General features: G+C 54.8%; 14 protein-coding genes. 3 read left to right on the forward strand and 11 right to left on the reverse strand.

Going from position 1 to position 16680, the window contains the following annotated elements; translation table 11 throughout:
* The 8 genes from NP603_RS08910 to NP603_RS08945 all read right to left on the reverse strand — a co-directional run.
* Window positions 1-2627, reverse strand: a 2627-nt coding sequence (locus tag NP603_RS08910; RefSeq protein ID WP_256610517.1) for a S8 family serine peptidase, incomplete at its 3' end; no start/stop codon positions are given.
* A gap of 47 nt (window positions 2628-2674) precedes the next feature.
* Complete coding sequence (locus tag NP603_RS08915; protein ID WP_256610518.1) at window positions 2675-4879, reverse strand: SGNH/GDSL hydrolase family protein; 2205 nt, start codon at window positions 4877-4879, stop codon at window positions 2675-2677.
* An 859-nt stretch (window positions 4880-5738) separates the two neighbouring features.
* Window positions 5739-5960, reverse strand: a complete 222-nt coding sequence (locus NP603_RS08920; protein WP_256610519.1) for a chromate transporter — start codon at window positions 5958-5960, stop codon at window positions 5739-5741.
* A 464-nt stretch (window positions 5961-6424) separates the two neighbouring features.
* On the reverse strand, window positions 6425-6595 hold the full coding sequence (locus NP603_RS08925) for a chromate transporter (RefSeq protein ID WP_256610520.1): 171 nt from the start codon (window positions 6593-6595) through the stop codon (window positions 6425-6427).
* A gap of 106 nt (window positions 6596-6701) precedes the next feature.
* Complete coding sequence (locus NP603_RS08930) at window positions 6702-6914, reverse strand: hypothetical protein (RefSeq protein WP_256610521.1); 213 nt, start codon at window positions 6912-6914, stop codon at window positions 6702-6704.
* Entirely contained in the window at window positions 6911-7471 is a 561-nt protein-coding gene (locus tag NP603_RS08935) for a hypothetical protein (RefSeq protein ID WP_256610522.1), read from the reverse strand. The genes NP603_RS08930 and NP603_RS08935 overlap by 4 nt, the downstream gene beginning before the upstream one ends.
* A gap of 73 nt (window positions 7472-7544) precedes the next feature.
* Window positions 7545-8936, reverse strand: coding sequence for a sodium:proton antiporter NhaD (gene nhaD / locus NP603_RS08940; RefSeq protein ID WP_371928816.1), 1392 nt, complete (start codon window positions 8934-8936; stop codon window positions 7545-7547).
* Window positions 8937-9202: 266 nt separating this feature from the next.
* Window positions 9203-10573 carry an OpgC family protein gene (locus tag NP603_RS08945; RefSeq protein WP_256610524.1) on the reverse strand — a complete coding sequence of 457 codons (1371 nt, stop codon included), beginning with the start codon at window positions 10571-10573 and terminating at the stop codon, window positions 9203-9205.
* A 154-nt stretch (window positions 10574-10727) separates the two neighbouring features.
* On the opposite strand from NP603_RS08945, the gene NP603_RS08950 reads away from it, so the two are divergent.
* Window positions 10728-11396 (forward strand): response regulator transcription factor, encoded by a 669-nt coding sequence (locus tag NP603_RS08950; protein WP_256610525.1) that lies wholly within the window; start codon window positions 10728-10730, stop codon window positions 11394-11396.
* Window positions 11396-12784, forward strand: coding sequence for a sensor histidine kinase (locus NP603_RS08955; RefSeq protein ID WP_256610526.1), 1389 nt, complete (start codon window positions 11396-11398; stop codon window positions 12782-12784). The genes NP603_RS08950 and NP603_RS08955 overlap by 1 nt, the downstream gene beginning before the upstream one ends.
* A 73-nt stretch (window positions 12785-12857) precedes the next feature.
* On the opposite strand, the gene NP603_RS08960 is transcribed toward NP603_RS08955, so the two are convergent.
* Both NP603_RS08960 and NP603_RS08965 read right to left on the reverse strand, forming a co-directional pair.
* The gene (locus NP603_RS08960) at window positions 12858-13487 is read right to left on the reverse strand and encodes a PepSY-associated TM helix domain-containing protein (RefSeq protein ID WP_256610527.1); all 630 of its coding nucleotides are present in this window, start codon (window positions 13485-13487) and stop codon (window positions 12858-12860) included.
* Between the two features lie 293 nt (window positions 13488-13780).
* On the reverse strand, window positions 13781-14245 hold the full coding sequence (locus tag NP603_RS08965; RefSeq protein ID WP_256610528.1) for an RNA polymerase sigma factor: 465 nt from the start codon (window positions 14243-14245) through the stop codon (window positions 13781-13783).
* Between the two features lie 250 nt (window positions 14246-14495).
* Here NP603_RS08965 and NP603_RS08970 point away from each other — a divergent pair, with 250 nt between their 5' ends.
* Window positions 14496-15629 (forward strand): GGDEF domain-containing protein, encoded by a 1134-nt coding sequence (locus NP603_RS08970; protein ID WP_256610529.1) that lies wholly within the window; start codon window positions 14496-14498, stop codon window positions 15627-15629.
* Here NP603_RS08970 and galE read toward each other — a convergent pair.
* Window positions 15626-16672, reverse strand: a complete 1047-nt coding sequence (galE, locus tag NP603_RS08975) for a UDP-glucose 4-epimerase GalE (protein WP_256610530.1) — start codon at window positions 16670-16672, stop codon at window positions 15626-15628. The two genes, NP603_RS08970 and galE, sit on opposite strands and share 4 nt — an antisense overlap.
* Window positions 16673-16680: the final 8 nt, after the last annotated feature.

Raw genomic sequence — 16680 nt, forward strand, 5'->3', positions numbered from 1 at the left:
CCAAAATCCCTGATGTCTTGCAAATCAACCATAATATGCAGATCTTGTTTTTCAGGACCTATCCAGTCCCGTTTGATGGGACGGATGCAGGAAAACCGGAGTTTAGGTGGATTCTTGAATGTGGCGTGTTTAATTATTTGTAGGGGTATATTAGTTTGACTATTTTCAGACTGATAGATTACTGTGTAAACTGGTGGATTGGGGGCATCCGTTTTTTCTTGGTATAAACGTCTAATACTACCAAGTGAAATTTCCTTAGTTGATTGTGCCGAATTATCAACGAATTGAATGGATAGCTTTCTTTGACCCTCCAGTGAATCGGTTAGAACCATTCCGCCTTTTTGATCTTGGCAATTTTTGACTTGCGATTCCAATGCTTGATTTCCGATTATTTGGTCAGTTTCAAAAGCGAGAGCACGGTCAAAATTGATTCTACCGAAACGGCTAATAGGAGCATGTGGACCCTCTCCTAGAGGATCGGCCGTGAATTGAATTCGTTCTTGGACGATTCTTGTGGTGTTTAAGTCTTCATCAATAAACGTCTGCCCTTTAGGTATGCCGCCGTGAGCCTTCCAGGTTTCATCCTTAAGGTTGCGTAGTCGAGCACGAATGAGGGATGCAAGCCCTGTAACGTAGGCCGTAGCAACAGAAGTACCCGCTTTTACACCAAATCGCCCCCCGTATTTTGGTCCAGCCCCAAGTCCTATCGCGGCAACGTTGAATACATCACCATAGTTCGATAATGGCAGGTCTGAAGGGTCTTTATTGCAGATGTCGGGAATTTCTAAGGTGAGATTGGCTTTGCGCAAGGATTCATCCTTTTGTATCGCTAGCAAATCGTTACAGCTAAGTACGTTCTCGCCGGAAGGCGACAGGGCAACAACCGTCAGAATGCCGCTTCGGTTTCTAACACTCAAAGAAGCGGTGTTTACGAGCCCCGGCGGGCGGCTTATGACATCTTCATTTGACGACGAAAAGAATTGGCCATCATTGCCACTAGCAATAACAAAAAGTGTCTCGTCTGTATATGTGCTGTTCGATTTTATTCGGGTAATTGCAGCATAGAAGGAGTCTGCAGCTACAACCGTTGCCTGACTTACATTTACTACAACTGGAGGCTTGTTAACAAGAGGGGGAATATCATCGTCATCGTCATCTGCGTATGCAGGACCAAATGGATCGCCGGATAGCCGGTCTGGTACTAGTTCATACATCCACAGTCGTACTTTCGGATTCAGCCCGACAATACCTACCCCATTGGGTTGGGCTCCAATTAATCCAGCCATAAACGTCGCGTGATCGTAATAGGTCGTTTTACTGCAATCGATTGTCTTGGTGTTCGGATCCGCGTTCGGCAATGTTGAGTTACAGGAATTATATGGCCGTAAATACTTCCTATCTTCAGCGGATAAATTTGGTTTGGGATCAGCGATCCTAATGATGCTATTAGCCGGTCTATAAAAACTTCGATTTTCCGAAGGAGGGATCTCCGTCTTTCCATTCTTAAGAGCAAATTCGCAATGAGTTTCATCCCATAATCCATCCCAGACTCCTACTGTAATGGACTTCAACTCTGACAACTGCTGATGGTCTCGAAACTTCTGAAAAGTCATGGCGCTGAGCGCATTTTTCTGGACTGTCGTTAGATCCATAGGATCATTGCCGTCAGATGGTAGCTGCGGGTTCTCGCACGCTAGTTTTGGTTCTTCAACCGGTGAGGTGGCATTAGTATTCGATTGAGAACTAAAATTCCCAACTGTCTGATTCAGGTATAAGTAAGACGCCTCTTTGGGAGGGGGCTTGTCGTTAGGGAAAGCTGGAAGCGGATGCTTAGCTATCGCGTCCTTGATCGCATCTTTTAATAACGATAACTTATCAGTGGGAGATCGCACAGATTCAGCAAAATCGGGCTTGATCGCATACAAGCGCGCTGGAAAACGAATCGGCCCTGTGATTCCACGCCACAATTTTTCGTCAAGCAAGCCTTTATAAAGTTCGTAATCGGATTGAACGTCAAACGGCAACCGAGAAGTTAACTGTGGCCGAAAGGAATTGAGTTGAATAACGCGCTTGGCACATTTAGCGTCCCATTTGACGCATCCTTGCATGTTCTCGACGACAATTTTAGTAAGATCGTCCGTGGGTTGAAGATGTCGAACGACCGTGGTCCAGCCTTTCGATATCGAAACGCTCGGAAAGCATACAACATGAGATGGTAGCTCGCTGTTCGGACATTCGCCGTCGTATTCACTTACGCCTGGGGGGGAAGCACGCAATTTTTTCCAGTCGAGCTTGCCGTTTGAAACCATGCACACGTGCATATTCAGCTTGCACAAGTACTCCTCTAGTTCACGCGTGAAGCCAAAATTTGGCAGATGGAGGTCTCTTTGCATGATCTGACTTATTCCATCGCTTTTATGAGCCACACCTACTTTGAGTTTAAGTGCTTTATTGGTTTCTCCAAGATAAATCAATATTGAGGAAAAGTACTTAGGAGCATCTCCGCCAACCATGTTTATTGGAGGTATACCTTCTTCGCTAATAGAGGCAACTTTCGGTTGCCCAAAGGAGTTGTTTAAATTAAATATTACAATAAGTGTAAATGCCAAATTGACCAGGGGTCTCATTTTAGTTTCTAATAATATAGTAATGTGTCTAGCTCTGGCAGAGAGCTTCACTTCATAATACTGCACGGATTGCAAATTTCGTTATCGACGATCTCTGGAAGTGCCATTTTGCTTTTGATCTTTTCCTTTATCACGTAATGCCCAAACTCGTTTGGATGGACCATTCCAGTGTTTTTCTCTATGCCGCTAAACCCTTGCCCTGAACCCTGAATTGCATACGATTCTTCCCCTGCTCTGAAGAACCTGATGTTCTCTGCCGTTCTATCTGGCACGGGAAGTCTCGGTGCGTAGTCTTGAGGTTCGTAAGGTTTTGACACACACAATCCGTGTCCCTTTGTGCCTTCCAGTATCCCGTCCACAAAGGTCCAGTTATGTTCGTTAGCTGCCTGGCGCAGCACCCTATTCAATGGTTCTAGGGCGTTCGTCCTTGCCCAGTTGAGTTCGCCCCTACCGATTTCCAACTTGCCGTCGGGCATCAAGCCGCCCTGCAACTGGTTAGCAACCCGGTTTAGCACATGATCACACGTAGCAATGTGAGGCTTGATGACATAAGGTAAAGGTAGTGGAGTAGAAACCCTAGTGTTTGGGCCTGTTACGAGATAAGCCGATAAGTCCGGCACATCAGGTTTTGGAGTAGGAATGGTTCGGACATTTTCGAGATAAGTCGAAAAGTCCGGATATTCTGTTAGGTAGACCTTACTAAGTTGTTTGTCGGAATAGTCCAACTGTAGTCGCTGAGCGATTGCGCGGTACTGGCTTGGTAAGCCGAGCAACCCTGGATCCCCGTCGCTGAATTTCGTAACTAATCCAAACATTCCAATTTTTTGTTCGAAATCTTGCCATTTTCCCGATTTGATGGCGTGCTCAATCTTGCTCAAGGTAACTCTGCTAAGTGCCTGCGAGATGCCCGGTTCGCGCATCAACAGTGAGAATAACGTGTTGGCAAACCCAGCATCGTTTCCGCCGATCGACATAATAAGTGCATCGATTTTACGCGATCCAACTAGCGATTTAAGCTCATTCAATTGAGGGCTCATTGCATCGTTGTTGTAATTGCAACCTGCCCGTCCTTTATAGGTTCCGAGGACACCGTTATTGGTCGTTGCTCCAGACTGGGCGAGGTGCACAAGCGTGACTGACCATTTCGGGGATTGTCGTTCCAGTTCGAGTGCGAGCTGTGACCCTGCTGAGATACTTGAACGATGCGATCTCTGGTGGTCAATGCTTTGCCGGGTATTTGGCGGTACCCCAGGGGATGCCGGCGTCGAGCCATCGTCAGCCCAGATGGAGCAGGCATTTTTCGGGAGTTCACCTGATCCGAAAATTCTTACCGCATCAGTAATGGAGTTGATATCGAACGTTAGCCTTTCCTCAGGATTCCCTTCGCCCGATGCATAAGAGTCGCCGAGAACTGCAATCAGAAAATCCTCTACGGTGATGTCTCTACGGATATACCTGGAGCCCGCGATTGGATCAGATGCCTGCAGCTCAACTTCATATCTCCCTTCGGGCAGGCAGACCGATATTGAGCGTAACCAATCTGGATGCCGCACCACTTTAGAAATCGGCGTAGAGAGATTCTCGCCTTGGATTTTAAAGGTAACAACAGGGCTGGCAGTCGCTGGTAATCCGTTTACCGTGAAGCTCACCGGAAAGCGGGTGGGAGCGTTGTCGCCTTCATTCGTTTCCGAAGGACAGGCATCGGTATTCTGTACATAAGATCGAGTATTTGGGATATCGATACGTCCATTTTGGTTATTATCGAACCCGTAGTGCTCTGGAAGAGACCAGTCGAATGAGAGCTGTGAAAAGTCCTGTTTGGGAAGTGGTGGCGAAGGTGGTTTTGGCTCCGGTTTAGGTACTTTTGATGGTTCCTGGTGCGAAACCGGTGGCTCGGGTATTTTATGCGGGAGGTCGCCCCTTCCGGGTTCGGGAATATGGGAGCTGGGTCTTTTAACGCCGCCCGGCACCGCAACGCCTGATGGTTTTGAGGGCGTCGCGGGCTGCTTGGAAATCTGTTGCTGTTGCGGGAGCTGATATTTTCGAAGTTCGGGCTTATTTAAGGGTGGCTTCCCTGTAGACTCTGCGGCTGCTACTTGAGTTTGGCCGTCAGTGTAACTCGGGTGCCAAGGCGTTCTCGCCACTTTCGAACGTTCTCCTTGGGCGGCATCTACCCAATGATCCTGACTCCACGCCTCAGTAAAGGTAAGAACCAATGTCATCGTTAGGGCGCAATATATCGTATTAGTCATTGGCTTATACCTTGTTGATGCTATGAATTGGAAATTCAACCGCTTTTACCCAAGTATCTGAATCAACAATAGTTCAATTTAGACTTTTATGAATATAGTGGCAATTACGGATTGACGGAGGTCTGAAGTTGTAGGTCAGCATATTCCTTGCCGACCATGAAAGTCGTTGACAAATGCGGTGACCACATCCTGATACAGCGAAGATTGGGAAACAGTTGCCCTCACTTTTGGAGGCTTCTGAAAATCAATTGTCGACGCTCAGCCGTTCACTGTTTGCCGAACAGTATCAAACCTAGGTAGCGATGGACGAGGACATCAAAACCGTGGATCGGCAGATTTATGCGTTTTGTCGACATAATACCCAGAGCAATCGCCTGATTGTAATCCCGGGTGTGGGGTCGCTCACCGCCACTTTGGCCTCCGCCGATGTAGGCGGTGGCAAAGGCTATACGTCCAGTCGCAATTAAGCTCCCAGTTTTGGCATGGTTCCCAGACAGCACATCAGCGGCGATCGGCGATTCTTTCTGGGCACCAGTTAACGTGGCAATCGGCGCTTGAGCACCTTGCTAATCCATGGTCCCCGAGCGGTATTGAAATACTCCGCCGACAAGACAGATTTGTTAAGCCGCTAGCCACGTCAAATTGCTCACCCAAAACCGGACACTCAATTGGTTACAGAATTCATTATCTATTGAAATTGGATAGTGACCTCGACTGACGGGTTTTGGCCGATAGGCAACATCCCTATCAGCCGAATCACAGTGCCAAAAATAGCCATAGCCGGCCGGCACCTGCCGATGACGCGAGTATCGGAATAATGCCGAACTTGACCTGAACAACGCCAATAGCGCCGTCAGCCTCAATACGGCGGAAAAAAGTCCAAGGGCCCGTTTAAGCCTTGCGGCCAGAACACCTGATGGGCAAAGAACATCGCCAGATTGACGATGACGCCGACCACGGCGGTGGAGACGCCGGTCAGCGGCGGAGTGAATTTCACATTGCCGTGGCCGGTTTCCACTTGCGGGCCGCCGGCCAGAATGAATAAAAAGCTGGGCAGGTAGGTAAAGTAGGTAACGAGCACCGCTGCCAACGAGCCCGCGATAAACCTCGCCTCGCGCTCAAACCAGGCTTATCCCCGGCTGGGGACGAAACCGACGTAGGCGTTGACCATGATTAACGGTCCCGGCGTGGTTTCCGCCCAGCGCCAGCGTATCCATTATTTGCTGCGGTGTCAGCCAGCGGTAATGCCCCACGGCGCCCTGATAAACGTAAGGCAATACCCCATAAGTTCGCCGAAGGTCAGCCTGGCGGCTTTGGTAAAGAACCAGCCCATTTGTGTTAAGCCGCCGTGCCAGCCCTATTCGGCGTATAGCCAGCTCAGCGCAGCGGCCCACAACGCCCGGCCTACCGCTAGTAAGCGATAAAATTCACCCCGGTTGAAACTGGATGCGGGGCATTGTTGCCTCCACCGATTGCAAAGTATCGTGAAGCCCATTTGCCGCCGGCAGCCAGCGCCCCCGGCATCTTGTGCAGCAGCCAGCCGATTTAAGTCGCCAGTTGCTGCGCTGCCGGGCCGGGTAGGACCATGCAGTCATTCAATGCGTGCAGATAGCGTTTTTCGCTGATCCAGCGCCGGCGCTCGACCAGTTGCCGGTGCATGATAGAGATTTTTCCGGCCTGGCCGCCGAAGCTGGTCAAGCCCGGTTTCAGCAACAATTTGCTGGCTCGGCGAGGGTAGTACCAGCAGGGGGCTTGCTGCGGATTTACGTTGACGGATAGCGGGCGTCCGGCGGCTAAAACCTTTCTCGGCAGACGAAAGCGATCAGTACGGCCACTTTCTGACCCAAATATGGCGGCCCCAGTATAGGAATACCGGAAACAGCCCCCACCAGAAAAAATGTTCGAGCCGGCCGGTTGCTTCGTCGCCGTAGGGAACGACGAAAGCCGGTATCGCCAGCATCCAGATAGCCGACAATATCACTGCCGCTTTGTTTTTGCGGTTTAACCGCCTGAACCAAGTTATCGCTCCAATCAAGTTTCGTCTCCGTCTAGGCGGTGAGTTTTCGCGTTGAGGAAGGTGCGCAGCAACGACACGGCGACGATGGCGGCTGCAAATCCGCCGCAAGCCCACAGAAAGGACTGCACGTAACCGATGATGACCGCGCAGCCCACCAGAAAAAAGCCCAGGAAGCTGAATTCCCAGCCGATGTGGTAACCGTCCAGCATGGCCGCCAAGCCCAAAATCAGCAGTATCATCAAGTCGGCGCTGACGCCGGACAATTGGCCGGACTTGTTCAAAAACGACGCGGCGACCACGACGACGACGGTATGTAACCAATGCATGGCTTGGGCTTTCAACATCTGGCCGAAATCGGCGGCGCCGCTTTTGGCCTGCAGCCAGGCCACGAACATCGAAAGTAAACCGAACACGAATACCATGGCCAACCAATAACCGTAGCCGTCGTCCGGGTTGAAGTCGGTAATATAGATTCCGGCTAATGACAGCAGGACCAGTAGAATAAACACGGTTTGCTCGATAAAAACGTAGCGCTTGCCGGGTACGGTTTCGGGTATCGATGGTTCTTGGTACATGCTGTGGCTTCCTGAAAAGTGGTTCGTTGGGAACGATCGGGTTTCCGTTCGACGCTGCCGCGCGGACAGTCGATCAAAAAAGTCCGCCGTTGATCAGAAAATGTGCTCCGACGCTACCAAGATAGCCCAACATGATTGCCGGCGCCCATTTCAGATGGGTCATGAAAGTGTAAACCCCTTTTGCTTGGCCCATCAGGGCGACGCCGGCCGCCGAGCCGACCGATAGCAAGCTGCCGCCGACTCCTGCGGTCAGCGTCACCAGCAACCATTGGCCCTCGCTCATGTCCGGCGTCATGGCCAGTATCGCGAACATCACCGGAATGTTATCCACCACCGCCGAAACGATACCGACCAGAATGTTGGCCGGCGTCGCGCCCAGCTCTCCGTAGAGGAATTCTGACAGATGCTGCAAATAGCCGATGAAGTTCAGGCCGCCGACGCACAGCACGACGCCGTAAAAGAACAGCAGGGTATCCCATTCCATCCTGGCCAAGTGGTGGAACACGTCGAAACGTAACCCGTTGCCGCCATCGCCGGCCTTCGGCAGATTATCCCCGGCCACGCCGTCGATATCCAGTTCCGGTTCGTCGCGGTGGGTGATATGCAGGAAGTAGCCGAACAGTTGCAGGTAAGTCAGGCCGGCCATCATGCCGACGGCGGCCGGCAATTGCAGGCTGTTCTGAAATCCGACCGCGGTCAGCACCGTTAGCAGAAACAGCAGGACGATACGCTTAGCACCGCGCAGCGTGCTGGCTTTGACCAGAATCGGCGCCGGCCGGGCGTCGGGTATCGCGAAATGCATGATCGTTGCCGGTATCAGAAAATTGATGGTCGCCGGCACGAACAGGTTGAAAAAGGTCCAAAACTCGATCATACCCTTTTGCCAGACCATCAAGGTGGTAATGTCGCCGAAAGGGCAAAATGCGCCGCCGGCATTAGCGGCGACTACGGTGTTGACGCAGGATATAGCAACGAATCGCGGATTGTCTTTCCCGACCGCCAACAGCACCGCACACATCAGCATTGCAGTGGTCATGTTGTTGGAGACCGCCGAAATAAAAAATGCCAACAAGCCGGTCACCCAAAATAACTGGCGGTAACTGAAGCCGCGGTTTACCAGCCAGGCGCGTAAGTTGTCGAATACGCGCCTTTCCTCCATCGCGTTGATGTAGGCGATGGAGACGATCAAAAACAGGAATAATTCGCTGTAATCCAGCACGTAATGCCGAATCGCCGTTTCGGCAAGGCCCGACAAGCCGTGGCTTTTGTAAGTGAGCGCGATCGCCAGCCAAATCAGTGCGGCGGCCAGCATCATCGGCTTTGATTTGCGCAGTTCCAGCAGTTCTTCCAGCACTACCAGCACGTAGGCGGTGGCAAACAAACCCAGGGCCAGGAAGCCGATCCAATGTCCGCTTAAATCCAAAGCCTCCGGCGTGGCGCAAAATGCCGAATTGGGCAGTAGCATTAAAATTAAGCTGATGCCGGTAAATGCCAGCTTACCGGCCGAAGATTTTTTGATTGCCATACCAATAATCCTGATCAGTCTGTTGTCCGCAACCCGGCATTTTGCCGCCCGAACGCCGCGGCGCGCAATACCGGCCGCCGGCTAGCATACCTGGAAAAACCGAACATTCAGCCAATCCTCAAATCGGTAAAGTTCGCAATTCGCGCTATCCGCTACGCCGCCGACCATCAAAACCGCGGACGGCGCTTGATCCGCCCGGCCCGTATCTACAACTGGCGCTGGGCCACGGCTTCGGTATCTGCGTCGGCGCCGGTCTTCAGCAATTCGCCGCTTGGCGCCGGCGCCGGCTCTGGCGCTGGCTGCGCGGTCGCTATGGCCGGCGTATTGGCGTTATCCTGGCTCCGAACCAAGGACAGCGGTATCAAGGCTGCGCAGACCAGGACGGGCAGGGCGGCGGCTTGTTTCAGCCCCAAACCGAACAACGGCGGTAAACCGTTCGGTTCGCGGCAGGCGTCGGCTTTGGATCCCGCTTGCCACGGCTTGGCTTCCAGCCAGGCCAACAGTCTGGCGATACTCAGCAGGCCGGCGATTCCGGCCAGGTTGACCGCTGCCGTTCCGAGCGGCTCCCGGCCGGCCCAATCCAGCGCCATGCCGCCCAGATAGGACAGGACCATGCCGCATAAAAACAGGGGGAGGGATTGGCGTCCCATTTCGGCCAGCCAACGCGCCGGAGCGCGCTCCAAGCCAGCCGCGATGCGGGCCGGCAGGTGGGCGGCCAGATAGGCCAGTGCCAGCAGATGCAGCCAGCGCAAAGGGCCGAGGTGGCTTTTGTCCAGCAGCGGTTCCAAGTGCGCCCGCAGTTCCTGCAACAGCGCATGCCGGGTATAGAATGGTTCGTAAGCCAGCGGCACGGCCAAGGCCGCCATCAGGGCGCAGGCCAAGACCAGGCCTGGCCGATAGCCGGGTTGCGGCAGCCATCCGGCAGCGAAGGCAAAGCCGGTAAAAAACATCAGTTGCCAGCAGAACGGATTGAAAAACCAAGGCCGGTCGCCGTTCGGCTCGCCGCTCAGTTCCAGGCCGTAGTGCCAGGCTGCCAGGTAAACCAGCAGCGAAGCCGCCACGGCCAGGTATTTGCCGAGCAGGGACAGGCTCCAGGCCAGCGGTACCCAGGACAGCAGCACCAGATACAAAGGCAGTATGTCGAAATAATTCGGCACGTAACTCAATGCAAATAAATCGAACACAGCTTGCTGCGTGTCGTTAAAAAAATAAGCGATGTTCAATTGTTGAATGTAATCGGTTCCAGGCAGCCAACGGTTGCCGAATACGCAAATGGCCGCCATCGCCAAAAACGACGCCAGATGGGCGGCGTAAATCTGGGCGCAACGCAGGAACACCCTGACACTGCCCAGCGCCAGGCCGGCCTGGCGGAAGCCGCGTCCGTAAGCGACGGCCGAGACGTATCCGGATAAAAACACGAAGATCTCGGCCGAATCGCTGAAGCCGAAACGCGACGGCGTGTACCAGAACCAGGGGTTGCCCGGCATGTGGTTGACGAAAATGATCAACAGCGCCACGCCGCGAAAAAAGTCCAATTGCCGATTGCGCGGTTGCGCGAACGCTAATGTCGATTTCATAATGAACTCTGCTGTGGTGTCGGGTATCTTGCCGTTGCCGGTTGGCATTGCGCGATTAGTGGTCCGGGGGCGATCCCTGCGCTTGCCGCCGGTTTTAACCCTGCCACTTTAGCGGGCTAACCTTTCATCTACCTTTCATTAGCGGGAATGGCGCATGAGAATTTTGCTGGTCGAGGACGATCAGGCCTTGGCCGACGGACTGTCGCAAAGTTTGCGCGACTGGGGATTCGACGTCACGCTGGCCAAGACCGGCACCTTTGCCGTCGGCGCGTTGAGTACGCAGCCCTTCGAATTGGCGATTCTGGATCTGGGTCTGCCGGACATGGACGGGCGCGAAGTGTTGCGCGAATTGCGCGGGCGGCGGCAATCGCCGATGCCGGTGTTGATATTGACCGCCCGCGACGGCCTGAACGACCGGGTCGGCGGTTTGCAGCTCGGTGCCGACGATTACATGACCAAGCCGTTCGAGCTGCTGGAACTGGAGGCGCGGGTCAGAGCGCTGTTGCGCCGCAGCCAGGGCGGCTTCAGCCACGATATCCATTTCGGCGGTCTGGTTTTGGATACCCGCCAGCAGCAGGTCAAGGTGCGCGGCGAACCGTTACTGCTGCCGCCGCGCGAATACGGCGTTCTGGAAGCGCTGTTGTTGCAGGCCGGGCGCGTGGTCAGCAAGGACCATATCGCCCAACGCTTGGCGGTGCGCTCCGAAGAGTTGGCGGATAACGCCATTGAGGTCTACATCCACCGTTTACGCAAACGGCTGGAACCTTATGCCATCGGTATCCGTACCTTGCGCGGCCTGGGTTATCTGCTGGAGCAAAACTGATGCGCAAACCGCAGAGTCTGAGAGCGCAATTGGTGGCGCGGCTGACGCTGCCGTTGATCGCGGTCGTCGTGCTGGATGCCGCCGTGTCTTATTTCGTGGCGCTGCACTATGCCGACCGCGCCTACGACAGTTGGCTGCTGGATTCGGCCAAATCGCTGGCGCAGGAGGTGAAGACGCAAAAGGATAAAGTGACTTTCGACTTGCCGCCGATTGCGGTCGAAGTGTTCCGCTGGGACGCAATGGACAAGACCTTTTTCAAAGTGGAGTCGGCGGAGGCCGGATTCATTGCCGGCGACAGGGCGCTGCCCAGCCCGGCGTTGGCGGCGATGGCGGCCGATGCGCCGTTGTTCTCCGACGGCGAAATCCAGGGGCGTAAGGTCCGCATCGTTTCGGTGTTGACCGCGTCGGCCGGCGGCGATAGCGGCGACGTGCTGGTGTCGGTCGCGGAAACCTTGAACAAGCGGCGCGGCATGATGAACGAGATTTTGCTGGCGGTGGTCGCACCGCAACTATTGCTGTTGTTGGTGACCGGGCTCCACATCTGGGTCGGCATCAATCGCGGCTTGAGCCCGTTGCGCGATCTGGCGACGCTGATCGGCCAGCGTTCGGCGCGGGAACTGGACCCGATTCCGGATACCAATGTGCCGCTGGAGGTGCGGTCCTTGACCCACACCATCAACGCGCTGTTGCAACGCCTGGGGGCCGCGCTGGCCGCCCAGCAGCGTTTCATCGAAAACGCCGCCCACCAGTTACGCACGCCGCTGGCCGGGCTGAAAGTGCATGCCGAGCGGGCGTTGGCCGCGGACAGTCCGGATGCGATGAAACCGGCGCTGAGTCACATCAAACATTCGGCGGACCGGGTGGCGCATTTGAGTTCGCAGTTGCTGGTTCTGGCCGGTTCCGAATCGGTATCGCAGGGTTCGCGCCCATTTCAGGCCCTGGATTTGGCCGCGCTGGCCAAAGCCTGCTGTATGGATTGGGTGTATAAAGCTCTGGAACAGGAAATTGAATTGGGATTCGACGCGCCGCGCATACCGGTTTCGATCAAAGGCGACGAAACCCTGCTGCGGGAGCTGCTGAACAACCTGCTGGATAACAGTATTTGCTACAGCAATCCGGGCGGCCGTATCAACGTAACGGTTCTGGCCGACCCGCCCGGCTGGGTGGTCAAGGACGACGGTCCCGGTATCCGGCCGGAGGAAGCGGAACGGATATTCGAGCGGTTTTACCGGATTCCGGGCAGCCGCGGCGAAGGCTGCGGTTTGGGCCTGGCCATCGTCAAGGAGATCGCCGACCTGCACGCGGCGCAGATTAAAGTCGGCCCCGGTGTCGGCGGCAACGGCACCGGGATTAGCGTTTTGTTCGGACGGCAAACCCGAGCCGGGTAGGCGGCTGGCGTTAGCCATCGAGACGGCGGCGATCGCTCTTGGCGGCCGAACGCCTGGCCCGGCGCTTTTGCCGTCAGCGGATCACGCCGGTGACCGACAGCACCGGGCAGGCCAAGCCGCTCAGCAACACCAAAATCCGCCCCGGCCAGCCGAAAGCGTGGCCCGAATGCAGGGGCCATTGCCAATCCAGGAATCTATCGCCGCTACTGCCGATGCTTTTATCGTAGACTTTGAGTATCTCGCCGCTGTATTGGTCCATGGCAACATCGCTATAACCGATAAATCGGCTCAACTCGGTGACATCCTTTTTCATTACCTTATAAACGCCTTCGGGACTTTTCGGCCCATCCAGCATCCATAACTGTCCGCCCGGGTAGTGCTCCTGCACAATGGCCTCAACTCTCGACAAACTTAACGCCTGTTCTCCGGCTTGTGCTGGCCTACTACGAATTTGCGCCGGCATACTGTTGAAAGCGGCCGGACGATTAACCGGCGAAAACAATTTGACCAACGCATTGACCTGCTCCGGAAGATTGAAATACACACCGGAAAACAGCACCGGCAGCAGCACGATAGTCGAATAAATTCCGACGGTTTTATGGAGGTCGAAGTTAAACCGCACCGGCGAGGCATGGCGTTTGCAGGTTAAAGCCTGTTTGAACTTGCCGGTCAACGGCCACCAGAGTATCAACCCGGTCAACACGGAAAAAATGGAAAACTCGGAGAGTCGCTATTTTTGCCGAAAGATTTTTTCGGGCATCCTGCTAGAAAAAATCGGCAAAGATTACGCGACCGCTGATGCCTTCGGCGGCCCCGATTCGTCCGCGTCACCTCGTTCCGACCCAACAAGGGGTCGCAACTTAGGCTCTCGCATGACTTGACTCCGTTTCGCGAGGCCTTGCAGGTTTTCTCCGCTTCGCTGCGAAAACCTGCAAGGCGCTACGGCTATCGGGGACTAAAAATCTTCGCTTCGCTACCGCTCCGTTTCCAAGATTTTCAGCGTATGCCGTAATACCCGGCAATCCGTTCGTAATTCCGGTGGTGAAGTTTATGCAGCACCAAAATCTGCCGGCACCGCTCCGATAGCTGATTCAGTGCTGCCAGCATCTGGGCCACCTCCTGCTGGTCGGCAGCCTGTTGTTCCGGCGTGGGTGTGTTGGCCGGCAAACGATCCAACAGACTCTGGTGGTTGTCGCTGTCGTCCTCAGGCGAATGGGCGGGGCGCAGACGGATGTTTTCTTTACGTAAATGGTCGAGCGCCAGGTTTTTCGCGATCTGGTACAGGAAGGGCTTCGGATAGGCGATTTCCTGCTGTTCCAATGCGCGCAACATCTTTAAATAGGCCTCGTGCGCTAAATCTTCCGCTGTTTGCGGGCAGCCGACGACGCCGAGTATTGTCCGAATCAAGGAGTCTCTATGGTCCAAAAACAGGGTATCGATACTGATGGCAAGATCGTTCATGTTGACCGTAGGCCCGAGATTTTGGCGGCGAATGGACGGATGTCCAAGCAGGATATGTACCAGCGGCAAGGCTAGGCGGACCGGCGTTCGCGCCGCGACAACAGCGTAAAGTTGCGGCAAATGCCCTAGCGGCTGCGGCAATTGGCGGGTTTTTCGGGTGAGCCGCCATGATTTTCGGGGTCGCCGCTAGCCGCTCGAGTCGCGCGCATTTTTTGCGAAAACTGCTAGTCTTATGCGCTTGACAAAGCGGATGAGGTCGAGATTGGAAGACGATATCACTACAGAACTGCGCGTGCTGGAAAGTCATTTGGACGGCATGTTGAGCCGCGTGCAGCATAACAGTTTGACGTTGAAACGCCTGCAAAGCTTCGAGATGCGTTTGTTGGCGATGAACACGCTGGCGGAGATGATCGAATTCATCCTGGCCGAGACTAAAATTCTGTTCGGACTGGATGTGGTCAACTTATGGCTGGTCGATCCGAAGAACGAGATCGCGGCGTACCTGGACAGCGACCATTACGATTACCGGCGCCGCGAAGGTTTGCTGTTGATCAACCAGGAGTCGCCGCTAAGCGAATGTTTCGACGGCTCCAACCAGCCGATGCTGGGCGGCTACCAGTCTAGCGACTGCGAACGCTTTTTCTCGGCGTCGCTGGCTAAAAAACCGGCTTCGGTCGTGATTGCGCCTTTGGTGCGGCGCGAGAAATACCTCGGATCGTTGAATCTGGGCAGTTACCGCGATGACCGTTTCGTGCAAGGCATGGCGACCGATTTTATCGAACATATCGCCTCGGTGATCAGCATCTGTCTGGAAAACAATCTGAACGTCGAAACCATGCGCCGCACCAGCTTGGTCGATCCGTTGACCGGCGTCAACAACCGGCGTTTTCTGGAGCAGCGGATCGAAGAAGAATTGGACCGCAGCCAACGCACCCGCGAACCTTTGTCCTGCCTGTTTTTGGATATCGACTATTTCAAACGCATCAACGATGGCTACGGCCATCAGGCCGGCGACCATGTGTTGGCCGCCGTGGCGACGATGGTCAAAAAGCAGTTGCGCAATAACGACGTGCTGGCCCGTTACGGCGGCGAGGAGTTCGTGGCGCTGTTGTCGCAAAGCGATAACAAACATACCGTCGAAATCGCCGAGCGGATTCGCACCAGCATCGCCGATTTGCGGATCTTGTTTGCGGAACAAACCATACCGGTGACGATTTCGTTGGGTGCCGCCACTTACCAACCGGCTTTTGCCTTGAAAAAGCCGGTGGCCGAGATTGCGTTGCAATTGATCCAAACCGCCGATGCCGCGCTGTACGAAGCCAAGCGCAACGGCCGCAACCGGGTCGAAAACGGCGGTCTGGTGCTGAGGATGGATGCGGCTTAGTGGTAGCCGTTCGGATTTTGGCTTTGCCAGCGCCAGGTGTCGGCGATCATTTGGGTTAAATCGCGTTCGGCTTTCCAGCCCAGTTTCTGTGCTGCCAGAGTCGGATCGGCATAGCAGGCGGCGACGTCGCCGGCCCGGCGCGGCGCGATTTTGTAAGGCACGTCCTGTCCGGTGACCTGGATAAAGGTGTTGACCATTTGCAAGACGCTGTAACCGTTACCCGTGCCCAGATTGACGGCATCGCAGATCGGTTCGGAGGCCGGCTGGCTCAGCAGGTATTGCAAGGCTTTGATGTGGCCTTGGGCCAGATCGACCACGTGGATGTAATCCCTCACACCGGTGCCGTCGACAGTGGGGTAGTCGTCGCCGAATATCGATAGCAACGGCAATTTGCCGATCGCGACCTGCGACAAGTAGGGCATCAGATTATTCGGGATGCCGTTCGGGTCCTCGCCGATCAGGCCGCTACTGTGAGCGCCGATCGGGTTGAAGTAACGCAGGATGGTGGTTTGCCAGGGATTAGCGCTTTGGTTGAGGCGGTCGGCAGCGCTGGCGTCGCGCAAGATTTCCTCGATGAACAGTTTGGTGCGGCCGTAAGGGTTGGTCGCCTGTAACGGAAAGCTCTCCAGAATCGGTACCGCGTGCGGGTCGCCGTAAACGGTCGCCGACGAGCTGAACACCAGCCGCTTGACGTCGGCTTCCGCCATCGTTTCCAGCAAGACCTGGGTGCCGTAAATGTTGTTGCGGTAGTAGCTGAGCGGTTGCTGGCAGGATTCGCCGACCGCTTTCAAGCCGGCAAAATGCACGACGGCGTCGACACTGTGGTTGTGGAAGGTGCGGCCAAGGGCCGCGGCGTCGGTAATATCGGCTTGGTAAAACACCGGCGCTTTACCGGTGATGGTTTCGATGCGGCGGAGCGCCTCGACCTTACTGTTGCTGAGGTTATCGACGATAACGATATCGAAACCGTTATTCAGCAATTCCACGCAGGTATGGCTACCGATGTAGCCGGTACCGCCCGTCACTAGGATGGTTTGAGCCATGTTTCCGT

The sequence above is a fragment of the Methylomonas aurea genome (assembly GCF_024505045.1).
GTDB classification, from domain to species: domain Bacteria; phylum Pseudomonadota; class Gammaproteobacteria; order Methylococcales; family Methylomonadaceae; genus Methylomonas; species Methylomonas aurea.

Excerpts from the sequence above, each read along its gene's own strand:
- NP603_RS08955 (WP_256610526.1), top strand. The coding sequence starts at position 11,396 with ATGCGCAAACCGCAGAGTCTGAGAGCGCAATTGGTGGCGCGGCTGACG.
- NP603_RS08970 (WP_256610529.1), top strand. The coding sequence starts at position 14,496 with ATGAGGTCGAGATTGGAAGACGATATCACTACAGAACTGCGCGTGCTG.
- NP603_RS08945 (WP_256610524.1), bottom strand. The coding sequence starts at position 10,573 with ATGAAATCGACATTAGCGTTCGCGCAACCGCGCAATCGGCAATTGGAC.
- NP603_RS08935 (WP_256610522.1), bottom strand. The coding sequence starts at position 7,471 with ATGTACCAAGAACCATCGATACCCGAAACCGTACCCGGCAAGCGCTAC.
- NP603_RS08950 (WP_256610525.1), top strand. The coding sequence starts at position 10,728 with ATGAGAATTTTGCTGGTCGAGGACGATCAGGCCTTGGCCGACGGACTG.
- NP603_RS08965 (WP_256610528.1), bottom strand. The coding sequence starts at position 14,245 with ATGAACGATCTTGCCATCAGTATCGATACCCTGTTTTTGGACCATAGA.
- galE (WP_256610530.1), bottom strand. The coding sequence starts at position 16,672 with ATGGCTCAAACCATCCTAGTGACGGGCGGTACCGGCTACATCGGTAGC.
- NP603_RS08915 (WP_256610518.1), bottom strand. The coding sequence starts at position 4,879 with ATGACTAATACGATATATTGCGCCCTAACGATGACATTGGTTCTTACC.
- nhaD (WP_371928816.1), bottom strand. The coding sequence starts at position 8,936 with ATGCTACTGCCCAATTCGGCATTTTGCGCCACGCCGGAGGCTTTGGAT.